The sequence below is a fragment of the Streptomyces sp. NPDC019224 genome, assembly GCF_040632605.1.
In the GTDB taxonomy this organism is placed as follows: domain Bacteria; phylum Actinomycetota; class Actinomycetes; order Streptomycetales; family Streptomycetaceae; genus Streptomyces.
Window position 1 is genome coordinate 39,887 of the sequence record NZ_JBEYCF010000015.1, and the last position, 19,135, is coordinate 59,021.

13 protein-coding genes are annotated in these 19,135 nt (G+C 71.7%); 9 read left to right on the forward strand and 4 right to left on the reverse strand.

The window, feature by feature from the left end:
- The first annotated feature begins 358 nt into the window (after positions 1-358).
- Together gltB and ABZ564_RS12575 are read left to right on the forward strand one after the other, a co-directional pair.
- Positions 359-4,918 carry a glutamate synthase large subunit gene (gene gltB / locus ABZ564_RS12570; RefSeq protein ID WP_360853980.1) on the forward strand — a complete coding sequence of 1,520 codons (4,560 nt, stop codon included), beginning with the start codon at positions 359-361 and terminating at the stop codon, positions 4,916-4,918.
- A complete protein-coding gene (locus ABZ564_RS12575; RefSeq protein ID WP_360853983.1) occupies positions 4,911-6,371 on the forward strand; it encodes a glutamate synthase subunit beta in 1,461 nt (486 codons plus the stop codon). Before gltB ends, ABZ564_RS12575 begins: the two co-directional genes overlap by 8 nt.
- 139 nt (positions 6,372-6,510) lie before the next feature.
- On the opposite strand, the gene ABZ564_RS12580 is transcribed toward ABZ564_RS12575, so the two are convergent.
- Both ABZ564_RS12580 and ABZ564_RS12585 read right to left on the reverse strand, forming a co-directional pair.
- Complete coding sequence (locus ABZ564_RS12580; protein ID WP_360853986.1) at positions 6,511-7,731, reverse strand: SLC13 family permease; 1,221 nt, start codon at positions 7,729-7,731, stop codon at positions 6,511-6,513.
- A gap of 37 nt (positions 7,732-7,768) precedes the next feature.
- On the reverse strand, positions 7,769-8,692 hold the full coding sequence (locus ABZ564_RS12585) for a rhomboid family intramembrane serine protease (RefSeq protein ID WP_360853989.1): 924 nt from the start codon (positions 8,690-8,692) through the stop codon (positions 7,769-7,771).
- A gap of 187 nt (positions 8,693-8,879) precedes the next feature.
- Between ABZ564_RS12585 and ABZ564_RS12590 the strand changes: the two genes are divergently transcribed.
- From ABZ564_RS12590 to ABZ564_RS12605, 4 genes are all read left to right on the forward strand, one after another.
- On the forward strand, positions 8,880-9,386 hold the full coding sequence (locus ABZ564_RS12590) for a pyridoxamine 5'-phosphate oxidase family protein (RefSeq protein WP_360853992.1): 507 nt from the start codon (positions 8,880-8,882) through the stop codon (positions 9,384-9,386).
- A gap of 48 nt (positions 9,387-9,434) precedes the next feature.
- The gene (locus ABZ564_RS12595) at positions 9,435-10,043 is read left to right on the forward strand and encodes a TetR/AcrR family transcriptional regulator (protein ID WP_360853995.1); all 609 of its coding nucleotides are present in this window, start codon (positions 9,435-9,437) and stop codon (positions 10,041-10,043) included.
- Positions 10,044-10,250: 207 nt separating this feature from the next.
- Complete coding sequence (locus ABZ564_RS12600) at positions 10,251-10,454, forward strand: cold-shock protein (RefSeq protein ID WP_018518748.1); 204 nt, start codon at positions 10,251-10,253, stop codon at positions 10,452-10,454.
- An 86-nt stretch (positions 10,455-10,540) separates the two neighbouring features.
- Complete coding sequence (locus ABZ564_RS12605) at positions 10,541-12,109, forward strand: DEAD/DEAH box helicase (RefSeq protein ID WP_360853998.1); 1,569 nt, start codon at positions 10,541-10,543, stop codon at positions 12,107-12,109.
- Between the two features lie 184 nt (positions 12,110-12,293).
- Here ABZ564_RS12605 and ABZ564_RS12610 read toward each other — a convergent pair whose 3' ends face one another.
- Together ABZ564_RS12610 and ABZ564_RS12615 are read right to left on the reverse strand one after the other, a co-directional pair.
- Complete coding sequence (locus ABZ564_RS12610; protein ID WP_360854001.1) at positions 12,294-13,202, reverse strand: hypothetical protein; 909 nt, start codon at positions 13,200-13,202, stop codon at positions 12,294-12,296.
- 70 nt (positions 13,203-13,272) lie between these two features.
- A complete protein-coding gene (locus ABZ564_RS12615) occupies positions 13,273-15,060 on the reverse strand; it encodes a glycoside hydrolase family 35 protein (RefSeq protein ID WP_360854004.1) in 1,788 nt (595 codons plus the stop codon).
- A gap of 160 nt (positions 15,061-15,220) precedes the next feature.
- Here ABZ564_RS12615 and ABZ564_RS12620 point away from each other — a divergent pair, with 160 nt between their 5' ends.
- The 3 genes from ABZ564_RS12620 (at position 15,221) to pepN (ending at position 19,031) form a co-directional block, all read left to right on the forward strand.
- Positions 15,221-16,099 carry an AraC family transcriptional regulator gene (locus ABZ564_RS12620; protein ID WP_360854007.1) on the forward strand — a complete coding sequence of 293 codons (879 nt, stop codon included), beginning with the start codon at positions 15,221-15,223 and terminating at the stop codon, positions 16,097-16,099.
- 19 nt (positions 16,100-16,118) lie between these two features.
- A complete protein-coding gene (locus ABZ564_RS12625; protein WP_360854010.1) occupies positions 16,119-16,442 on the forward strand; it encodes a chorismate mutase in 324 nt (107 codons plus the stop codon).
- Between the two features lie 87 nt (positions 16,443-16,529).
- Positions 16,530-19,031 (forward strand): aminopeptidase N, encoded by a 2,502-nt coding sequence (gene pepN / locus ABZ564_RS12630; protein WP_360854013.1) that lies wholly within the window; start codon positions 16,530-16,532, stop codon positions 19,029-19,031.
- Positions 19,032-19,135: the final 104 nt, after the last annotated feature.

Below are 19,135 nucleotides of genomic sequence, written 5' to 3' on the forward strand. Positions count from 1 at the left end.
CGTACGCCACGCGTGTGACGTACGTCTTGGTCCGCGCCACTGGGCGGGCCCCTCCGCGCACCGTAAAATGAGTCTCTATGCAGGGCTGCACATAAGTAGCCACTGCCCGGCGGTTTCGTTCTCTCCAGCACCGGGCAAGAGCCGTAGACACCGCAGGCAACGACGCCTGCCCTCCGCGGTCTCCCGGGTGCCGATCCTCCGACAGCGGCCCACCCCACCGCCATCGACGGTGTCCGTATGGTGGAACGGTTCATCCGCTTTTTGAGAAGCGCCCCATCATGTAATCTGCACGAAATTTCGCAGAGGGCCAACGTCGTCCCTCGGCACTGCATATGCCACGACGACGACGGGAGAGCCGATGCGCACCGACGCCTGGTCGCCCATGGACGGTCGCCCCGCCCCCCAGGGGATGTACGACCCCCGCAACGAGCACGACGCCTGTGGCGTGGGGTTCGTAGCCACTCTGACCGGGGTGCCCGGCCACGAGATGGTCGAGCAGGCGCTGACCGTACTGCGCAACCTCGAACACCGCGGCGCCACCGGCTCGGAGCCCGACTCCGGTGACGGTGCCGGAATCCTGCTCCAGGTCCCGGACGCCTTCCTGCGCGCCGAGGCCCCCTTCGCCCTCCCCGAGCCCGGCGCCTACGCCGTCGGCATCGCCTTCCTGCCCGCCGACGACTCCACCGGCGCCGTCCGCGCCCTGGAGAAGATCGCCGGCGAGGAGGGCCTGACCGTCCTCGGCTGGCGCGAGGTCCCGGTCACCCCCGGCATCCTCGGCAACGGCGCCCGCGCCACCATGCCCGAGTTCCGCCAGCTCTTCGTCACGGACGGCGAGAGCACCGGCATCGCCCTGGACCGCAAGGCGTTCGTGCTGCGCAAGCGCGCCGAGCGCGAGGCCGGGGTCTACTTCCCGTCGCTCTCCGCACGCACCCTCGTCTACAAGGGGATGCTCACCACCGGCCAGCTCGAACCCTTCTTCCCGGACCTCTCCGACCCCCGCTTCGCCACCGCGGTCGCCCTGGTCCACTCCCGCTTCTCGACGAACACCTTCCCGAGCTGGCCGCTCGCACACCCGTACCGCTTCGTCGCGCACAACGGCGAGATCAACACGGTCAAGGGCAACCGGAACTGGATGAAGGCCCGCGAGTCCCAGCTCGCCTCCGGCCTCTTCGGCGACGCGCCGCTCGACCGGATCTTCCCCGTCTGCACCCCCGACGCCTCCGACTCCGCCTCCTTCGACGAGGTCCTGGAGCTGCTCCACCTCGGCGGCCGCTCGCTCCCGCACTCCGTGCTGATGATGGTCCCCGAGGCGTGGGAGAACCACGACTCCATGGACCCCGCCCGCCGCGCCTTCTACCAGTACCACTCCGCGATGATGGAGCCCTGGGACGGCCCGGCCTGCGTCACCTTCACCGACGGCATCCAGGTCGGCGCGGTCCTCGACCGCAACGGCCTGCGCCCCGGCCGCTACTGGGTCACCGACGACGGGCTCGTCGTCCTCTCCTCCGAGGTCGGCGTCCTGGACATCGACCCCGCCAAGGTCGTCCGCAAGGGCCGCCTGCAGCCCGGCAGGATGTTCCTCGTCGACACCGCCGAGCACCGCATCATCGAGGACGACGAGATCAAGGCGTCCCTCGCCGCCGAGCACCCCTACCAGGAGTGGCTGGAGACCGGCGAGATCGAGCTGGAGGACCTCCCCGAGCGGGAGCACATCGTCCACACCCACGCCTCCGTCACCCGCCGCCAGCAGACCTTCGGCTACACCGAGGAGGAGCTGCGCGTCATCCTCGCCCCGATGGCCCGCACCGGCGGCGAACCCCTCGGCTCCATGGGCACCGACTCGCCGATCGCCGCGCTCTCGGCCCGCCCCCGGCTGCTGTTCGACTACTTCACCCAGCTGTTCGCACAGGTCACCAACCCGCCGCTGGACGCCATCCGCGAGGAACTCGTCACCTCGCTGCGCTCCACGCTGGGTCCCGCGGGCAACCTCCTGGAGCCCAACGCCGCGTCCTGTCGCAGCGTCGCGCTGCCCTTCCCGGTGATCGACAACGACGAGCTGGCCAAGCTCATACACATCAACGCCGACGGCGACATGCCGGGCATGAAGGCCGCCACGCTCTCCGGCCTCTACCGGGTCGGCGGCGGCGGCGACGCGCTGGCCGCCCGGATCGAGGAGATCTGCACCGAGGTCGACGCCGCCATCGAGGACGGCGCCCGCCTGATCGTCCTGTCCGACCGGCACTCCGACGCCGAGCACGCACCGATCCCCTCGCTGCTGCTCACCTCCGCCGTCCACCACCACCTCATCCGCACCAAGCAGCGCACCCAGGTGGGCCTGCTGGTCGAGGCCGGTGACGTCCGCGAGGTCCACCACGTCGCCCTGCTCATCGGCTACGGCGCCGCCGCGGTCAACCCGTACCTGGCCATGGAGTCCGTCGAGGACCTGGTCCGGGCCGGCACCTTCATCGAGGGCATCGAGGCCGAGCAGGCCATCCGCAACCTCATTTACGCCCTGGGCAAGGGCGTCCTGAAGGTCATGTCCAAGATGGGCATCTCCACGGTCGCCTCCTACCGCGGCGCCCAGGTCTTCGAGGCCGTCGGCCTCGACCAGGCGTTCGTCGACCGCTACTTCAACGGCACCGCCACCAAGATCGGCGGCGCCGGCCTCGACGTCATCGCCAAGGAGGTCGCCGCCCGGCACACCAAGGGCTACCCCGCCTCCGGCATCTCCGCCTCGCACCGCGCGCTGGAGATCGGCGGCGAGTACCAGTGGCGCCGCGAGGGCGAACCGCACCTGTTCGACCCGGAGACGGTCTTCCGCCTCCAGCACTCCACCCGCAACCGCCGGTACGACATCTTCAAGAAGTACACGGACCGGGTGAACGAGCAGTCCGAGCGGCTGATGACGCTCCGCGGCCTGTTCGGCTTCACGTCGGACCGCCCCTCGATCGACATCGAGGAGGTCGAGCCCGTCTCGGAGATCGTCAAGCGCTTCTCCACCGGCGCCATGTCCTACGGCTCCATCTCCCGCGAGGCCCACGAGACCCTCGCCATCGCCATGAACCAGCTGGGCGGCAAGTCCAACACCGGTGAGGGCGGCGAGGACGCCGAACGGCTCTACGACCCGGCCCGCCGCTCGTCCATCAAGCAGGTCGCCTCCGGCCGCTTCGGTGTCACCAGCGAGTACCTGGTCAACGCGGACGACATCCAGATCAAGATGGCCCAGGGCGCCAAGCCCGGCGAGGGCGGCCAGCTGCCCGGCCACAAGGTCTACCCGTGGGTCGCCAGGACCCGGCACTCCACCCCGGGCGTCGGCCTCATCTCCCCGCCGCCGCACCACGACATCTACTCCATCGAGGACCTGGCTCAGCTGATCCACGACCTCAAGAACGCCAACCCGGCGGCCCGCATCCACGTGAAGCTGGTCTCCGAGGTCGGCGTCGGCACGGTCGCCGCCGGCGTCTCCAAGGCGCACGCGGACGTCGTCCTCATCTCCGGCCACGACGGCGGCACGGGCGCATCCCCGCTCACCTCCCTCAAGCACGCGGGCGGCCCCTGGGAGCTCGGCCTCGCCGAGACCCAGCAGACCCTGCTGCTCAACGGCCTGCGCGACCGCATCGTCGTGCAGACCGACGGCCAGCTCAAGACCGGCCGCGACGTCGTCATCGCCGCGCTGCTCGGCGCCGAGGAGTTCGGTTTCGCGACCGCGCCGCTCGTCGTCTCCGGCTGCGTCATGATGCGCGTCTGCCACCTCGACACCTGCCCGGTCGGCATCGCCACCCAGAACCCGGTCCTGCGCGACCGCTTCTCCGGCAAGGCCGAGTACATCGTCAACTTCTTCGAGTTCATCGCCCAGGAAGTCCGCGAACTCCTCGCCGAGCTCGGCTTCCGTACGATCGAAGAGGCCGTCGGCCACGCCGAACTCCTCGACACCGACCGCGCCGTCACCCACTGGAAGGCGCAGGGCCTGGACCTCGCCCCGCTGTTCCACGTCCCCGAACTGCCCGAAGGCGCGGTCCGGTACCGGAACACCGAGCAGGACCACGCCCTGGACAAGGCCCTCGACAACGAGCTGATCAAGCTCGCCGCCGACGCCCTCAAGGCCGACAGCCCCGAGGCCGCCCAGCCGGTCCGCGCGCAGATCGCGATCCGCAACATCAACCGGACCGTCGGCACCATGCTCGGCCACGAGGTCACGAAGAAGTTCGGCGGTGCGGGCCTGCCCGAGGACACCATCGACATCACCTTCACCGGCTCCGCGGGCCAGTCCTTCGGCGCCTTCCTGCCCAGCGGCATCACGCTGCGCCTGGAGGGCGACGCCAACGACTACGTCGGCAAGGGCCTGTCCGGCGGACGCGTCGTCGTCCGCCCGGACCGCGGCGCCGACCACCTCGCCGAGTACTCCACCATCGCCGGCAACACCATCGCCTACGGCGCCACCGGCGGCGAACTGTTCCTGCGCGGCCGCACCGGCGAACGGTTCTGCGTCCGCAACTCCGGCGCCACCGTCGTCTCCGAGGGCGTGGGCGACCACGGCTGCGAGTACATGACCGGCGGCCACGCCGTGGTGCTCGGCGAGACCGGCCGCAACTTCGCGGCCGGCATGTCCGGCGGCGTCGCCTACGTCGTCGACCTCGACCGCGACAACGTCAACGCCGGCAACCTCGGCGCGATCGAGGAACTCACCGACACCGACAAGCAGTGGCTGCACGACGTCGTGCGCCGCCACCAGGAGGAGACCGGCTCCACCGTCGCCGAGAAGCTCCTCGCCGAGTGGGACACCGCGGTGGCCCGCTTCAGCAAGATCATCCCGTCCACCTACAAGGCAGTGCTCGCCGCCAAGGACGCCGCTGAGCTCGCCGGTCTCTCCGAGCAGGAGACCACCGAGAAGATGATGGAGGCGGCGACCAATGGCTGACCCCAAGGGCTTCCTGACCACCGGCCGCGAGGTCGCCGAGACCCGCCCGGTGAGCGAGCGCGTCAAGGACTGGAACGAGGTCTACGTTCCCGGCTCGCTGCTCCCGATCATCAGCAAGCAGGCCGGCCGCTGCATGGACTGCGGCATCCCGTTCTGCCACAACGGCTGCCCGCTCGGAAACCTCATCCCCGAGTGGAACGACTACGCCTACCGCGAGGACTGGGCCGCCGCGTCCGAGCGGCTGCACGCCACGAACAACTTCCCGGAGTTCACCGGGCGGCTGTGCCCGGCCCCCTGCGAGTCGGCGTGCGTGCTCGGCATCAACCAGCCGGCCGTCACCATCAAGAACGTCGAGGTCTCGATCATCGACAAGGCGTGGGACAGCGGCGACGTCACCCCGCAGCCGCCCGAGCGCCTCTCCGGCAAGACCGTCGCCGTCATCGGCTCCGGCCCCGCCGGCCTCGCCGCCGCCCAGCAGCTGACCCGGGCCGGCCACACCGTCGCCGTCTACGAGCGCGCGGACCGCATCGGGGGCCTCCTCCGCTACGGCATCCCCGAGTTCAAGATGGAGAAGTCGCACATCAACCGCCGCATCGAGCAGATGCGCGCGGAGGGCACCAAGTTCCGCACCGAGATCGAGATCGGCCGGGACATCGACGCCGCGAAGCTGCGCCGCCGCTACGACGCCGTGGTCGTCGCCGCCGGCGCCACCGTCTCGCGCGACCTGCCCGTCCCCGGCCGCGAACTGAACGGCGTGCACTTCGCGATGGAGTACCTGCCGCTCGCCAACAAGGTGCAGGAGGGCGACCTGACGGTCTCCCCGATCACCGCCGAGGGCAAGCACGTCGTCGTCATCGGCGGCGGCGACACCGGCGCCGACTGCGTCGGCACCGCGCACCGGCAGGGCGCCCTGTCCGTCACCCAGCTGGAGATCATGCCCCGGCCGGGCGAGGAGCGGAACGCCAACCAGCCCTGGCCGACCTTCCCCATGCTCTACAAGGTCACCTCCGCGCACGAGGAGGGCGGCGAGCGAGTTTACTCCGTCTCGACCACCCACTTCGAGGGCGACGAGGACGGCAACGTCCAGGCCCTCCACCTCGTCGAGGTGGAGTTCAAGGACGGTAAGCTGGAGCAGAAGCCCGGCACCGAGCGGGTCATCCCCGCGCAGCTGGTCACGCTCGCGATGGGCTTCACCGGCACCGACCAGGCCAACGGTCTGGTCCAGCAGTTCGGTCTGGAGCTCGACGCACGGGGCAACATCGCCCGTGACGCGGACTACGCGACCAACGTCGACGGCGTCTTCGTCGCCGGCGACGCGGGCCGCGGCCAGTCCCTCATCGTGTGGGCCATCGCCGAGGGCCGCTCCGCGGCACGCGGCGTGGACCGCTACCTGACCGGAGCCAGCGCCCTGCCGGCCCCGATCCGCCCGACGGACCGTGCTCTGACGGTCTGATACGGCACACCAGACGTCCCGCACAACGGCGTGCGGAACTGAACGCGGCGCCTGCCCGTCCCCGACCGGACGAATCGGCAGGCGCCGTGGCGCGTCCGGGGACGGGTGCCGCCCCGCCTCCCGGCCGGCGGCCCCGGCCTCAGACGGTCACGGCCAGCGCGCAGGTCGCCGCCCCCGTCGCCGTCACCGCGAGCACCAGACCGGTCAGCGCGAAGCGCCGTACGCCGATGCGCGTCCCCTGCCACCGGCACCGCTCGAACCACAGCAGCGTCGCCAGCGACCCCCAGGGCGTGACGAGCGGGCCCGCGTTCACCCCGATCAGCAGGGCGAGCAGCTGGTGGTGGTTGTCCGCCGGGACGACCGCCTCGCCCGCCACGTACGCCGGAAGGTTGTTCAGTACGTTGGCGAGCCCCGCGCCCACCCCGGCGGTACGCAGCATGCCCGCCAGGCCGTCGTCCGAGCCGAGCGCCCGCACCAGCACCTCGTGCAGTCCGTGCGCGTTGACCGTCTCCACCACCAGGAACATCCCCGGTACCAGGACCAGCAGCCGCCACGGGACCAGCGACAGCCGCAGCTCCTCGCGCCGCCGCACCGCGTACACCGCCACCACGACCACCATCGCCACCAGCGAGGCGGACCACAGCGGCACGTCCACCACCAGGATCGCCAGCAGGAACCCGGCACACGCCGCCGAGCACACCCCCAGCAGCACCCGGTCGTCGGGCGACGGCACCGGCGGCGGGACGTACGCGTCGGCCCCCCGCCGGCCCCGGCGCCAGTAGAACACCCACAGGCACAGCGCCGTCATCCCGATCGCGGCCAGCTGCGGCAGCCACATCACGGCGGCGAGCCCGGCCGGCGACAGCGCCACCCGGTCCGCCGCCAGCAGGTTGGTCAGATTCGACACGGGCAGCAGCAGGCTCGCCGTGTTGGCCAGCCACACCGTCGTCATCGCGAGCGGCACCGCCGCGATGCCCACCCGGCCCGCCAGCGCCAGCATCACCGGAGTGAGCAGCACGGCCGTGGTGTCCAGGTTCAGAGTGATCGTGGTCAGCGAGGCGAACGCCACGCACAGCCCGAACAGCAGCGGATAACGGCCCCGCCCCGCCCGCGCCACCCACGCCGCGACCACGTCGAAGACCTGGGCCCGGCCCGCCAGTTCCGCCAGCACGATCACGGTCGCCAGGAACGCCAGCAGCGGCCCGATGCGCCGCAACTGGTCCTGCGCGGGCCCGGCGGGCAGCAGCCCGGTCGCCGCGGCGATCACTCCGAGCAGGAGCAGCCCGCCGGCCAGCCGGTCCAGGGGGTGCAACCGCCGCGCCAGGGCGCGCGGGAGCGGCGTGGAGTGATCTTTCCGCATGCGGTCATCGTGTCAGACCGGGGTGGCCCGGCCCCGCTCAGCCGGTCAGCGCCGACGTCTTGAGGACCACCAGGAGCACCAGCACCGCCGCCAGCACCACACACCCCGCCGCCTGCACCGCCGTACGCCGCCCGGCGGGAGCGTACGCGTACACCACGGTCACCGCCGCCCCGGTGAGCAGGCCGCCCAGATGCGCCTCCCACGAGGTCACGGCCGCCGAGACCAGCATCCACACCAGGAACCCGCCCAGGAAGCTGTTGACCGCCCGCATGTCCCGGCCCAGCCGCCGGCTGATGACGTAGAACGCGGCGGCGAGACCGAACACCGCCCCCGACGCACCCACCACCTCGTCGGACGGCGAGACCAGATACACCAGCACCGAACCGCCCAGCGCGGCCAGCAGATACAGGGCGAGGAAGCGGAGACGGCCCAGCTGCTCCTCGACGACCCGGCCCAGATTCCACAGGGCGTACAGGTTGAACACGATGTGCAGCACCCCGAACGGCAGCGACCCGAACGACGTGCCGCCCGGCAGCAGATGGAGGAAGGACCCGGTCAGCAGCCGGTACCACTCGCCGTCCACGACCCCGACCACGTCGAACCCGGGGTAGCCGCCGTCGACGTAGAGATACCGCCCGCCCTCCGGATCCGTCAGCCCGGCCCCCGTCATCGCGAACCGGTCGACGAGCCCCGGGCGTATCAGCTCCGCCACGTACACCAGGACATCGAGGCCGATCAGCGCGTACGTCACGACCGGCACCGCCGTCCGCGACACCGCCCCGCCGAACACCGTCCGGGCCCGGCGCACCGAACGCAGCCCCTCCTTCACGCACGCCACACACTGATGACCGACCGCGGCCTCCCGCATGCAGGAGGGACAGATGAAGCGCTCGCAGCGGACACAGCTCACATACGTCTCGTACGAGGGATGGCGGTAGCACGTGGTGGCGGCGGCCTCCATGGCCGGCTCCTTCGTCTGTACGGGGATCAGGGGCCGGTGGGGGGACGGCGGCGATCAAGATAGCGAACCCGGCACCACGCCCCCGACCCGGGCTCCGCGTTCCTCCGGACCCCCGAACGGGTGGGGAACGGCAGGTCCAGGGGGAAACCGGACAGGAGATGTCGGGTTTCCCGGCTTCCATGGCCCCATGAGCACCAGTTCCTGGACCGACTTCCGCACCGCCGAACCCGACTTCGCCGACACCGTCCGCCGGCGGTTCGCCCTGTACCGCCACCACGTCCTCGCCACCCTCCGCAAGGACGGATCGCCCCGGGTCACCGGTCTGGAGGTGGACTTCTGGGAGGACGAACCGCACCTCGGCATGATGCCGAACTCACGCAAGGCCCTCGACCTGCGCCGCGACCCCCGCTTCTCGGTGCACGCCAACCCCGGGCCCGGCGCCGAGATGGCCGACGGAGACGTCCGGATCTCCGGACGCGCGGTCGAGATCACCGACCCCGCCGTGCTCGCCCGCTTCATCGACGAGCGCACCCCGCCCGAGCCCTTCCACCTGTTCCGCGTCGAACCCACCGAGGTGGTGCGCGTCGGCCTCGAAGGCGGCGACACCCTCGTCATCCGCACCTGGCGCCCCGGCCGCCCGCTGCGCACCATCCGCAGGGGCAACGAGGAGGGAACGCTCTCCGAGGACCGCTGAGGGCGGCCTCGGCCCCCGGGAGGCGCGCGGCGGGCGGACAATGGGCGAGTGCCTACCAAGAAGAAGCCCCGGGCGACCCCCTCCGAGCGCCGTGCCGAACTGCTCGCCACCGCGGCCGGGGTCTTCGCCGCCCAGGGGTACAACGCCACGACCGTGCGCAGGATCGCGGACGAGGCCGGGATGCTCGCGGGCAGCCTCTACCACCACTTCGATTCCAAGGAATCGATGGTCGACGAGATCCTCTCCACCTTCCTGACCGAGCTGGGGGAGGGGTACGACGCCGTCCTGGCGGCCGGGCTCGGCCCCAGGGAGACCATCGAGGCCCTGGTCGCCGAATCCTTCCGGGAGATCGACCGGCACCGGGACGCCGTCTCCATCTACCGGAAGGAGGCCCGGCACCTGGCCGCCCAGCCGCGCTTCCGGTACCTGGACGGCTCCCGGCGGAAGTTCGAGGGGGCGTGGCTCGGCACCCTGGAGCGCGGCGTCGCCGACGGCACCTTCCGGGCCGACCTGGACATCCGCCTCACCTACCGGTTCGTCCGCGACACGGTCTGGGTCGCGGCATCCTGGTACCGGCCCGGCGGGCGGCACAGCCCCGAGGAGATCGCCCGCCAGTACCTGTCGATGGTCCTGGACGGGATCGCCCTGAAGGACTGATCCGCCCGCCTCCCGACATCCGGCGGCGAACCGTGCTACCGTTGTCCCCGTTGCAGTTTTGGTACCCATGAACTTTATGTGCGCCTGACGGGAATGCTTCGTCAGGCGCTTTATTGTTTTCCGGCTTTCTCCGGATGGGGCTCAATGCGGCGACTTGGAATTCGTAAAGTGCGAATTTCCGGCACTGCACCTCCTTAGGAGAATGACATGGCTACTGGAACCGTGAAGTGGTTCAACTCCGAAAAGGGCTTCGGCTTCATCGAGCAGGACGGCGGCGGCGCCGACGTCTTCGCCCACTACTCGAACATCAACGCCTCTGGCTTCCGTGAGCTCGTCGAGGGCCAGAAGGTCAGCTTCGACGTCACGCAGGGCCAGAAGGGCCCGCAGGCGGAGAACATCGTCCCGGCCTAATTGCCGGACGCGTACCTCGCAGCCGGGGCCCGCACCGTGAAGGTGCGGGCCCCGGCTCGTGCTGTCCCCAGGAGGACAATCCCGTTATGACCCGCTCCGAACGTCAGGACCGCCCCGCCCGCAACCGCCCGTCGAGGGGGCGTGGCACGGCCCAGGCCAAGGCAACCGCGCAGGGTTCCGGCAAGGGATCCGGAAAGGCGTCGCCCCGTCGCAGGGCCACGCCCCCGCAGGGCGAATTCGCGCTGCCCGAAACCATCACCCCCGCACTGCCCGCCGTCGAGGCGTTCGCCGAGCTGGACATGCCCGCCGCCCTGCTGAAGACCCTTGCCGCGCAGGGCGTGACCGAGCCGTTCCCGATCCAGGGCGCCACCCTGCCCAACTCGCTGGCCGGCCGCGACATCCTCGGCCGGGGCCGCACCGGCTCCGGCAAGACCCTCGCCTTCGGCCTCGCGCTCCTGGCCCGCACCGCCGGCCGCCGCGCCGAGCCCAAGGCACCCCTGGTCCTCGTCCTCGTCCCGACCCGCGAACTCGCCCAGCAGGTCACCGACGCGCTGACCCCGTACGCCACCGCGGTCAACCTGCGCCTGGCCACCGTCGTCGGCGGCATGTCGATCACCAAGCAGTCCGCCACCCTGCGCCGCGGCGCCGAGGTGCTCGTCGCGACCCCCGGCCGGCTCAAGGACCTCATCGAGCGCGGCGACTGCCGCCTGGACCAGGTCGCGATCACCGTCCTGGACGAGGCCGACCAGATGGCCGACATGGGCTTCATGCCCCAGGTCACCGCCCTGCTCAAGCAGGTCGAGCCGGACGGCCAGCGCATGCTGTTCTCCGCGACCCTGGACAAGAACATCGACCGCCTGGTCAAGATGTTCCTCACCGACCCCGTCGTCCACTCCGTCGACCCGTCCGCCGGCGCGGTCACCACCATGGAGCACCACGTCCTCCATGTGCTCGACGAGACCGACAAGAAGGCCGTCGCCACGAAGATCGCCGCCCGCGACGGGCGCGTGATCATGTTCGTCGACACCAAGCGCGCCGCGGACCGCTTCGCCAAGCGGCTCCTCGCCAGCGGGGTGCGCGCCGCCGCACTGCACGGCGGGCGCTCGCAGCCGCAGCGCAACCGCACCCTGGACCAGTTCAAGAACGGCCAGGTCACCGCCCTCGTCGCGACGAACGTGGCGGCACGCGGCATCCACGTCGACGACCTCGACCTCGTCGTCAACGTGGACCCGCCCACCGACCACAAGGACTACCTCCACCGCGGCGGCCGCACCGCCCGGGCCGGGGAGTCCGGCAGCGTCGTCACCCTGGTCCTGCCCGACGAGAAGCGGGACATGACCCGCCTGATGCAGGACGCGGGCATCGCACCGCACACCACCCGCATCCGGTCCAGCGACGAAGAACTCACCCGCATCACCGGCGCCCGCGAACCGTCCGGCGTCGCGGTCGTCATAGAGGTCCCCCAGCCGGCGCAGCCCAAGCCGCGCACGCGGCCGGCCGGCAGCGGCACGGGCACCCGCTCGGGCAGCCGCGGCCGCGGACGCCGGAGCGGCGGCACCGGTGGTGCGCAGGGCACGGGCGGCGCCCCGCGGGGCACGGCCCCGCGCGGCACCGGCCGCGGCACGGCCCCGGCACGCGGCCGCCGCGCCGCGTAATCCCGCCCGCCGGAGGGGCCCGGTCAAGCCCCTCCGGCGACCGGAATCCAAGCCCCTCCGGAGGCCGGCGGACCAACCTCTCCGGCGACCGGAAAATCAAGCCACTCCGGCGATTGAGGAGCGGGGCCCCGGGGGCGGCGCCCCCACCCGGCGGCACCCCGCGCCTCAGCGCACCGCGCGGACCTCACGTCGTGCAGTCCAGCACCGCCCCGCACAACCCGCACCGCACCCGCACCCGCCCCCGCACCGCCACCCGGTTGCGCTGATGGCAGGTGGGACACGGGAACGCCACCCGCAGCCCCTCCCCGCCGGTCTCGAACCTGTACGGGACCTCCCGCCCCGGAGCCGCCCCCGCACCGGGATGCTCCCTCGCGTACCGCCGGTCCCGGGCGTACCGGCGGCGGCCCGCCCACCCGGCCGCCGTGAGCGGCGGCTGCGCATCCTCCCGCAGCGCCCGCGCCCGGCCCTCCGCGTACGCGGTGTACGCCTGCGGACTGGTGAACCACGGCGAAGGGTCCTCGCCGAACACCTGCGCCCGCTTGGCCAGCACGTACCCGAACTCCTCCGGCGTCAGATAGCCCAGCTTCTGGCTGGACGTCGCGTCCTCGCGGAACGCGTCCAGCAGCAGCCAGCCCGCCCCGAGATAGGCCGCCGCCGTGTCGGTCAGGATCTCGTTGTCGCGGGTGCCGGGGAACTCCAGGCCGAGCCGGTGCAGCAGCACATGCGCCACCTCGTGCGACAGGGCCGCGCCGATGTCCCTGCGATGGGTGCGGAAACGGTCGTTCAGCTCCACGAAGTACTCGGGACCCGCCGCGAGTTCGACGCTGCCCGCGTGCTCCATCGCACGGAACGCCACGATCACCCGGGCGTCCGGCAGCCGGTAGTGGTGCACCATCGCCCGCGCCACCCGCTGCGCACCCAGATGCAGATCATCCGCGTCGGCGAACGCCGCGTCGACCGGGGCGAAGCTCACCGAGAACCGCTGGACGCCGTCGCGACCCAGCCTCCGGTACAGCGCGGTGACCGCCGAGCGGACCGTCGCCAGATGCGGGAAACCGTGCTCGACCGGGCTGCGGCGGGAGTTGTCCGGCACGTCCGTAACCCCCGCTCGCGCGACGCTCGACTCCTCGCCACTGTAGACCGCGGAAGGCGCCCCGGGGTTGTCAGCCGCCCACCCGGACCGGCAGCCCCGGCCCCAGCTCGACGAACGGGGCGCCCGCCCCCTCCGTCTCCAGCACCCACACCTCGTTGACACCGTCCCGCAGCACCGGCCCCGGCACGTACAGCGTGCGCTGCGGGCCCGCCGACCAGTAGCGGCCCAGGCAGAAACCGTTCACCCAGACGAACCCCCGCGTCCAGCCCGGGAGTTCGAGCCCCGCGTGATCCGTGCCGCCGGCGTCCGCGATCTCGAACGTCCCCCGGTACAGGCCCGTCCCGCCCGCCCCGTCGACCGGGGCGAACGGCACACCCGCCACCGCCCCCGGCTCGTCGAACGCGTCCAGCCGCAGCGCCCGCGCCCGCACCCCGTGCAGATACTGGCGCTCGTGCAGCACACCCCCGGTGATCCCCTTCGGCTCGCCCAGGCGCGGCCCGTAGTTGACCCGGCCCAGCGACTCCACCCACAGCTCCACCTCGGCCGGCCCGGCCACCGGCTCCTCCAGGGCCCCCGCCTCCCCGCTCAGGACACCCCGGCGCACCCCGTCCACGTACACCACCGCCCGGTCCCGCAACCCCGACACCCCCAGGGCGTACGGGCGACGCGGACCCGGCACCGCGACCCGGTAACGCACCAGCCCCCGGTCGACCCCCAACTCCTCGAACGTGGGCGGCACCCCGCACTCCGCCGACTCCTCGTCACCCAGCGCCCCGAGGACGGCGTCCAGCGACGCCCACTCCGTCAGCTCCGCCCGCACCGGAGCGGCGAGCCCGGCCGGCTCCGGCGGCAGCGGGGGAAGCGGCCCGTCCGCGTAACCGGCGAGCACCTCGCGGAACAGCCGGAACTTCTCCGTGACCCGCCCGTACTCGTCGACCGGCGCGTCATAGTCGTACGACGTCACCGTCGGCAGCAACTCCTGGTCCTGGAGCGGACCCGACCGGTTCGCACCCGCCCAGCCGCCGAAATTGGTGCCACCGTGCGCCATGTAGATGTTCACCGACGCCCCGCACTCCAGGATCTCCGCCAGCGCACCGGCCGCCTGCGCCGGATCCCGTACCACCGGCGGCGCACCCCAGTGCTCGAACCAGCCGCACCAGAACTCCATGCACATCAGCGGACCCGCCGCCCGATGCCGGCGCAGCACCCGGAACGCCTCCCGGGCACCCGAACCGAAATTGGCCGTGGCGAGCAGACCGGGCACCGAACCGCCCGTGAGCATGTGATCCTCCGGCCCGTCCGAGGTGAACAGCGGCACCCCCACCCCGAACTCGCCCAGCAGCTCCGTCACCCGGCGCAGATAGACGCCGTCGGTGCCGTAACTCCCGTACTCGTTCTCCGCCTGCACCATGATCACCGGGCCGCCGCGGTCGGCCTGCCGCTCGACGACCTGCGGCAGCAGCTCCGCGAACCACGCCCGCACCGCGTCCAGGTATTCCCCGTCACGGGTCCGCACCCGCCGCCCGAACCGGCCGGTCACCCACACGGGCAGCCCGCCGTTCTCCCACTCGGCACAGATGTACGGGCCCGGCCGCACGATCGCCCACAGACCCGCCCGGTGCACCGCGTCCAGGAACCTGCCCAGCGCCCCGACGTCCCGGAACCGGCCCTGCCGCGGCTCGTGCAGATTCCACGGGACGTACGTCTCCACACAGTTCAGGCCCATCGCCCGCAGCATCGCCAGCCGGTGGTCCCACTGACCCTCGTGCACCCGGAAGTAGTGCAGGGCCCCCGACAGCAGCCGTACGGGCCTCCCGTCGATCCGGAAGTCGTCGTCCCCGACGGTGAAGTCAGCCATGGTGCTCGTTCTCCTGATGCGCGGAATGTCTCGGTCCACCCTCACCCCTGGCGCGCGGCCGGTCCATGGACAAAGATCTTCGCTGTTTGGACAACCGCCTGCTCACAGGCATACGGCCTCACCAGGCATACGACACGAGGACCGGGGAGAGAAGGGACCGATGTACCACACCTGGATGCGCTTCTTCACCCCCAGCCCCCTCCACCACCGCCTCGGCCTGGTCTGCCTCGGCGTCGGCCTCCAGCACGGCACCCTGCCGACCGTCGGCCCGCGCACCCTCGACCACCACGTCGCCGTCATCGTCCACTCCGGCAGCGGATGGCTCACCGGCCCCGACGGGCGGCGGCTCCCCGTCACCGCGCCCAGCCTGATCTGGCTGACCCCCGGCACCCCGCACCACTACGGCGCCGACCCCGTGACCGGCTGGGACGAGAGCTTCGTCGACTTCACCGGACCCGCCACCGCCACCTACACCGAACTCGGCTACATCGAACCCGACCGCCCCCTCGTCCCGCTCTCCGACACCGCCGCCCCACGCGCCGCCGTCAGCCGCATGGTCCGAGCGGCCCGCCGCGACAACCCCCTCCTGGAGGTCGAGACCGGCGCGGCCGTCCACGAACTCCTCGTCGCCCTGCGCCGGGCCCGCGCCGACGTCGGCCCCGACGGCGACCCCGTCCTCCAGGCACTCGCCCGCGACGCCTTCCAGCCCCTGTCCGTCGCCGAGCACGCCGCCCGCCACGGCATGACCTCCGCCGAACTGCGCACCGCGGTACGCCGGGGCGCCGGATGCAGCCCCAAGGACTACCTCCTCGGCATCCGGCTCGGCCGCGCCAAGGAACTCCTCGCCACCGGCGACCTGCCCGTCGCAGCCGTCGCCCGCCGCGTCGGCTACGACGACCCCGCCTACTTCTCCCGCCTCTTCGCCCGCCGCGTCGGCATGGCCCCCGTCCGCTTCCGCGAACAACAGGGCCGCACCGTCCCGGGCGGCTGGAGCGACCGCGTCCCGGACCCCGAACACCCGCCGACGATCACCTCGTAGCCCCGTAAGCTCGCTGCCCATGACCACGAACGACACCGACGACTCCGTACGCCTCGAACTCGACCGGCTGCGCCAGAGCATCGACAACATCGACGCCGCCGTCGTCCACATGCTGGCCGAACGCTTCAAATGCACCCAGCAGGTCGGACACCTCAAGGCAGCCCACCACCTCCCCCCGGCCGACCCGGCCCGCGAAGCCCGCCAGATCGCCCGCCTGCGCCAGCTCGCCGAGAGCGCCCACCTCGACCCCGCCTTCGCCGAGAAGCTGCTCAACTTCATCGTCGCCGAGGTCATCCGCCACCACGAACGCATCGCGGAGGAGTCCGCGACCGACAGCCGCTGAAACCGCCCGGCCCCCGCCCGGTCACCCCCCGCCGCCCCCACCGGAACCCGCCTGCGCGCCGCCCCGCGCATACGGCAGCATGTCCCCATGTCCGTACTGACGCGCGATGAAGCGCAGGCCCGAGCCCAGATCCTCGACGTACAGCGATACACGATCGAACTCGATCTCACCACGGCGGAGGAGACCTTCGACTCCCGTACCGTGATCGAGTTCACCGCCCGCACGGCCGGTGACACCTTCATCGAGCTCAAGCCCGCCACCCTGCGCTCGATCAGCCTGGACGGGCAACCGCTGGATCCCGCGCACCTCACCGGGAACCGGTTCCCCCTGAACGGCCTCACCACCGGCCCCCACGAACTGCGCGTCGACGCCGCGATGCACTACTCCCGCACCGGCGAGGGCATGCACCGCTTCACCGACCCCAGCGACAACCAGACCTACGTCTACACCCAGCTCTTCATGGACGACGTCCAGCGCGTCTTCGCCGCGTTCGACCAGCCCGACCTCAAGTCCGTCTTCGCCCTCACCGTCACCGCCCCCGAAGGCTGGACCGTCCTCGGCAACGGCATCGCCGAACACACCGGCAACGGCCGCTGGACCATCGCCCCCACACCCCCCGTCTCCACCTACCTCGTCGCCGTCGCCGCAGGCCCCTGGCACTCCGTGACCACCGAGCACGCCGGCCTGCCCTTCGGCATCCACTGCCGCCGCTCCCTCGCCCCCCACCTCGACGCCGACGCCGACGAGATCCTCGACATCACCCGGGCCTGCTTCGACCGGTTCCAGGAGAAGTTCGACGAGCCCTACCCCTTCGACTCCTACGACCAGGCGTTCGTCCCCGAATTCAACGCCGGCGCCATGGAGAACCCCGGACTCGTCACCTTCCGCGACGAATTCGTCTACCGCTCCGCCGTCACCGACACCGAACGCCAGACCCGCGGCATGGTCATCGCCCACGAGATGGCCCACATGTGGTTCGGCGACCTCGTCACCCTCGCCTGGTGGGACGACATCTGGCTCAACGAGTCCTTCGCCGAGTACATGGGCTACCAGACCCTCGCCGAAGCCACCCCCTTCACCGACACCTGGGTCGACTTCGGCGTCGCCCGCAAGGGCTGGGGCTCCGACGCCGACCAGCGCCCCTCCACCCACCCCGTCGCCCCCGACCCGGCCGACGTCCCCGACACCGCGTCCGCCCTCCTCAACTTCGACGGCATCTCCTACTCCAAGGGCGCCTCCGCCCTGCGCCAACTCGTCGCCTGGCTCGGCGAGAAGGACTTCCTCGCAGGCATCAACACCCACTTCGCCCGCCACAAGTTCGGCAACGCCACCCTCGCCGACTTCATCGACAACCTCGCCTCGGCCACCGACCGCGACGTCCACGCCTGGGCCGACCAGTGGCTGCGCACCACCGGCATCGACACCCTCACCGCACACACCGGCGAAACCGACACCACCTGGTCCCTCACCATCGACCACCAGGGCACCCGCCCCCACCGCATCAGCGTCGGCGTCTACGACCACACCCTCGACACCCAGCACGGCCCCACCCCCCTCGCCCTGCGCGAACGCTTCACCACCGGCATCCCCGAGGACACCACCCTCACCCGCCCCGGCCGCCGCCCCGCCCTCGTCGTCATCAACGACGAAGACCTCACCTACGCCAAGATCCGCCTCGACCCCCACTCCTGGAACACCGTCCTGGACAGCCTCTCCGGCATCCCCGACGCCCTCACCCGCGCCGTCATCTGGAACGCCGCCCGCAACCTGGTCCGCGACGGCGAACTCGCCCCCAGCACCTACCTCGAAGCCGCCCGCGCCCACCTCCCCTACGAGACCGACCTCGCCCTCCTCCAAGGCGTCCTCGCCTTCGCGGACACCCAGGTCGCCGGCCGCTACACCACCCCCGAGGACCGCCCCGCCGCCCTCGCCACCCTCACCGCCCTCTGCCGCGACCTCATCCGCCGCACCGAGGACGGCACCAACCCCGGCCTCCGCCTCACCGCCGTACGCCACCTCATCGACGCCGCCACCCAGCCCGACACCATCCAGGGCTGGCTCACCGACGACATCGTCCCCGGCGGACCCGGACTCGACCCCGAACTGCGCTGGCGCATCCTCACCCGCCTCGCCGTCCTCGGCGCCACCGACGAGGAAACCATCGACGCCGCCCTGGAGGACGACCCCAGCGCCACCGGCCAGGAAGGCGCCGCCCGCTGCCGCGCCGCCCTGCCCACCCCCGAGGCCAAGGCCACCGCCTGGGACGCCATGTTCCACGACGACACCCTCTCCAACTACCTCTTCACCGCCACCGCCCAGGGCTTCTGGCAACCCGAACAGACCGACCTCGTACGGGCCTACGTGCCCCGCTACTACCCCGAGGCCGCCCAGCTCGCCGCCCGCCGCGGCCCCGCCATCGCCGAAGCCGCCGGACGCCACGCCTTCCCCGCCCACGCCGTCGACGCCGACAGCCTCCGCCTCGGCGAAGAAGCCCTCACCGACCAGGCCCTCATCCCCGCCCTGCGCCGCAAACTCACCGATCAGCTCGACGACCTGCGCCGCGCCCTGAACGTACGCAACGCCACCTGACCGCACACCCCACCCGTGCCCGGCCCGCCCTCACCCCGAGGAGCGTGCCGGGCACACCCATACCACCCCAACCCCCGGCAACCCGTCCCCACCCGAAACCCGCC